Source organism: Rhodococcus sp. BH5, assembly GCF_027583855.1.
GTDB classification, from domain to species: Bacteria; Actinomycetota; Actinomycetes; order Mycobacteriales; family Mycobacteriaceae; genus Rhodococcus_F; species Rhodococcus_F qingshengii.
In genome coordinates this window covers 1-3,595 of sequence record NZ_JAJHVW010000054.1, presented here as the reverse complement: position 1 = coordinate 3,595, position 3,595 = coordinate 1, and the positions used below count along the sequence as shown (strand labels likewise).

The following is a 3,595-nucleotide window of genomic DNA, read 5'->3' as shown; positions in this document are numbered from 1 at the left end:
GGCGCCGGTGTGCTGTCGATTCCGGTGGAGGACGTAGCCGCCCTGCTCGATGAATCTCGCCGACAGTAATCCCGGTAACAGCGTCAGAGCAAAGCGTCGAGAGCGCAGGAAAGCTGAGATCTATCTCTAGTTTTGCGCAGTGCTCCGGCGTTCACGCCGGGGGGTGAAGCGCATCCGGTTTTCTGGACCCGTGTAGCGAGGGCCCGCTGTGGGTTAGACGGGGCGTTGTTGGCTTTCGATGTAGTGCTTGACCACGGCCAGGGGTGCACCCCCGCAGGACCCGGCGAAGTAGGACCCGGCGAAGTAGGACCCGGACCAGAAGTGCCCGCCCCACAGGTACTTACGGACATGCGGTTGGTATTCCTGCCGCAGACGACGGGCGGTGACGCCTTTGAGGCTGTTGACGAGTTTCGATAGGGCGACTTTGGGTGGGTAGTGCACGAGTAGGTGGACGTGGTCGTGTTCACCGTTGAACTCCCGCAGTTCGGTCTCGAAATCAGTGCACACGTCCCGCATGATCTGCTCGCACCGTTCCAGCATGTCGTTGGTGAGTACGTTGCGCCGACACTTGGTGACGAAAACCAAGTGGGCGTGGAGGTTGTGGACGACGTGTCGACCAGTACGAACATCGGTGTTTGGTTCCCAACGAGGTGACATGAACCAATGATAATGTCGTAGGTGTGAGCCACACTGTGGGCGTGAGCGAAATGGTGACGGTGAAGCGGTGCGTGAAGTATCCGCTGACCCCCTCACTCCCACAAACTCAGATCCTGATTGCGCAGGCGAATGCTGCACGGGTGATGTGGAACCTGATCCACGCCCACCACACCTTCCACGAGGCATCGCACCGGTGGCCGACGTGGACTGACTCTGATGCCGCGATCCGTCAGGCCCGCAAAGACATCGACTGGCTCGCTGTGCTGCCCGCGCAGGCTGCGCAGCAGGTGTTGAAGGCGTACGTGCAGGCGTGGAAAAGCTACTGGGCAGGTACCCACGGGCGTCCGAAGTTCAAGTCGCGGCGGGCTCGCCGCGCGGTCGATGTCCCGCAGGCGCGAGATCTGAATATCACCCGGTTGAACCGCAAGTGTGGCACCGTGCAGATTCCGAAGGTCGGAGTCTGCAAGGTCCGGCTTCATCGAGCCTTGCCGGAGAAGGTGACCGGTGCACGGGTTGTGCTGGAAGCAACGGGTGGGTGTTGGTCATCCGCGGCGAGAACCAAATCGTCAAACCCCGCGCACGTCGTGCAGAGCGCGGCTCGATCGGAGTCGATCGCGGTGTCACGCACACAATCGCCTTGTCGGACGGGTCGTTCATCGACCAACCAGACACCCTGACCGCCGGTGAAACCAAACGCCTGTACCGACTCGAACACAAAGCTGCCCGGCAACGCGGCAATAAACCTGGCAGGTACACACCGAGCCGCCGACTCCGCCGCACGTACGCGCAGATCGGTGGCCTGAAGGCGCGGCAAGCACGACGCCGTCGCGACTTCGCACACCAAACCACCTCCATGATCATCGATTCCGGTATCGCGGCAGTCATGGTCGAGGACCTGCGGGTGGCGAACATGACCCGCAGCGGCAGGGGAACCCTCGATGCGCCTCCGATCGCTCGGACTGCAAATACTTCGGTGGTGATGAATTCGACCAACTTCGCCATCTGGTCGGCGTTGCCCTGACATCGTGATCGGGTCATCGACACTCCTGTGGTTGGTGGTAGGTCGCTGGCTCGGGGTCGTCAAGCGGTGACGGCGCTCTGAGCTCGATGTAAGCGTCCTTCCGCTACCGAGTCAGTGCGTTCTCCGTGCGTCTGGGTTCAAGGCTCACCGGCCGTGACAGTAAGGAATTCGAGCAAGATCCCGCTGGACGCGAGGTAGGCGACACTTCCCGGGAGAGCGGGACCCATCAGAAACGAGACGACGTACGACCCGATGCTCTCTCCCTTGTCGCTTGCATCGCCAGTCGCGCTGAAAAAGAGGGCGCTCAGCGCAATCCCGATGAGGAAGACGAGGAAGTAAAGCCACGCCCCGGTCGCCGCACCTCCCATGACTGTGGCGACGGCGCTGAAACCGATTGTCGCGATGGTCATTCTGATGCGAGTTCGTCGTCTGCTCGCGAGGTGGAACTCGCAGATCCTGATGTCGGTGTCGTCGGGTGTGACAGCGGCCAGCGTTAGTGATTGAAATTGGCGAAAAAGAAAATATTTACGTGACCTGCAGGTACATCAATACGGCGTACGTTTTCAGTGGAGTCCCCACCGGTTGATGCCGGCAGAGACTCCACGAGGTGAGACGTCCCCGTGTTGAGCACACAGCACGGGGACCCACTTTCAGCCGTGCGTCTCCACCGTAAAACAGTCCATTGGGTTCGGTCTACCTGGCGACCCGAAACGTTACCGACAAGGATGACCGAGCAACGGTCGGTCCCGTCACTGAAACAGGGAGGTGGTGACGAACTTCAACTTGCAGTCCTGGACCTGTTGAATATCGCCGTAATCGTCCTGGACCACGCTCGTGAACCGCGATGGCCGGAACGCAAGGCGCATACGAGCCCTCATCGCGGCAGCCCTACCGCCGTACCCGGCACCGTTCGGGCGTCGCCGGGGGCGAAGTAGCGGGGGGCTTAGCCGGCGATCTGGGTGACAGAAACCGATGCTGCACTGCTCGATCAACAAAGGCCAGAACTCCGTCATGGGCGCGCTCGGGTTGCGACTGAGGCGAGGTCGAGGCCGATCGGGAGCAGTCCGGCGAGCGCGGCGGGGTCTATGGCGGTTGCCTTGCTGTCGCCGTAGGTCTTTCCCTGGTCGAACGCCGATGCTGCGTAGTTTGGTGTAGACGAGACCAGCATGATCGCAGTGCATCGTCAGCATCTCGAGCTGCGCACCCACATTGGGGTACACGCACTGAACGATGCTCATGCCGACATACTGGCACCCCTCACCGACAACAAAACCAACATGCACTCGCTAACCCCGCCCTCACAGACGGGGCTTGCGCTCAACATTTCGGTCAAGTCAGCTACACCCAGGCCAAAATATATGATTTCGACCACCATTCTTCTCGACGGTTTTCGGTCTGCTAATTAGCATAGCTGCACTACATATGGTCAAATTGCCGATCCAGGTCGGATACAGCTACCTCGTTGCACAGGCCATTTTCAGTGAGCGGTTCACGTAGCACATGCTGGTACCGCACGAGTGGCTTACGCTCCAATAGCGCAAACTTGAGGATTGCACCTCACATAGCTGAACATGCTTGTGCAGAGCAGTTTTCGCGCAAACACCGAAAGAGAATCAACACGCAGAAGGAGACAACCATGGGTTCAGTTGGGGACGTCGTGAGTATCGTCAAGACGATCGTGGAGCTGATCTCCACACTCGCTACAGGTTCCGCGGACACGCCGGCAGAAAAACCTGCGGTCGAGGCTTAACGAGATCTGAGCTGAGTGAGTTGCCGATCAGGCATCCTCTCCGGTTAAAGATGGCGGCGAAAGGTCAAAGACCCTGTCAATTGCAATCAGAGAGAAACTGACCGGTGACTAGCCGATCGAATTCGCTGTGGGGTGGGTGCCAGGCGGTACCCACCCCTTACAGCTTT

Annotated in this window: 5 protein-coding genes; 2 read left to right on the top strand and 3 right to left on the bottom strand. The window is 59.7% G+C overall.

Translation table 11 applies throughout. From position 1 onward, the window contains the following. Positions 1-213: 213 nt before the first annotated feature. Entirely contained in the window at positions 214-657 is a 444-nt protein-coding gene (tnpA, locus tag RhoBH5_RS32375) for an IS200/IS605 family transposase (RefSeq protein WP_270009616.1), read from the bottom strand. Positions 658-680: 23 nt separating this feature from the next. Here tnpA and RhoBH5_RS32370 point away from each other — a divergent pair, with 23 nt between their 5' ends. Both RhoBH5_RS32370 and RhoBH5_RS32365 read left to right on the top strand, forming a co-directional pair. Further along, the gene (locus RhoBH5_RS32370; RefSeq protein WP_270009615.1) at positions 681-1,334 is read left to right on the top strand and encodes a hypothetical protein; all 654 of its coding nucleotides are present in this window, start codon (positions 681-683) and stop codon (positions 1,332-1,334) included. Then, positions 1,295-1,678: a hypothetical protein gene (locus RhoBH5_RS32365; protein WP_270009614.1), complete on the top strand. Its 384-nt coding sequence runs from the start codon at positions 1,295-1,297 to the stop codon at positions 1,676-1,678. Before RhoBH5_RS32370 ends, RhoBH5_RS32365 begins: the two co-directional genes overlap by 40 nt. Positions 1,679-1,815: 137 nt before the next feature. Here the strand turns inward: RhoBH5_RS32365 and RhoBH5_RS32360 are convergent, their stop codons facing one another. Both RhoBH5_RS32360 and RhoBH5_RS32355 read right to left on the bottom strand, forming a co-directional pair. Next, positions 1,816-2,088 (bottom strand): hypothetical protein, encoded by a 273-nt coding sequence (locus RhoBH5_RS32360; RefSeq protein WP_270009613.1) that lies wholly within the window; start codon positions 2,086-2,088, stop codon positions 1,816-1,818. A 599-nt stretch (positions 2,089-2,687) separates the two neighbouring features. Continuing rightward, positions 2,688-2,846, bottom strand: a complete 159-nt coding sequence (locus RhoBH5_RS32355; protein WP_270009612.1) for a hypothetical protein — start codon at positions 2,844-2,846, stop codon at positions 2,688-2,690. Positions 2,847-3,595: the final 749 nt, after the last annotated feature.

Bases quoted from the DNA above. Each gene is read 5' to 3' on its own strand.
- tnpA (WP_270009616.1), bottom strand. From the start codon at position 657: ATGTCACCTCGTTGGGAACCAAACACCGATGTTCGTACTGGTCGACAC.
- RhoBH5_RS32360 (WP_270009613.1), bottom strand. From the start codon at position 2,088: ATGACCATCGCGACAATCGGTTTCAGCGCCGTCGCCACAGTCATGGGA.
- RhoBH5_RS32355 (WP_270009612.1), bottom strand. From the start codon at position 2,846: ATGCTGGTCTCGTCTACACCAAACTACGCAGCATCGGCGTTCGACCAG.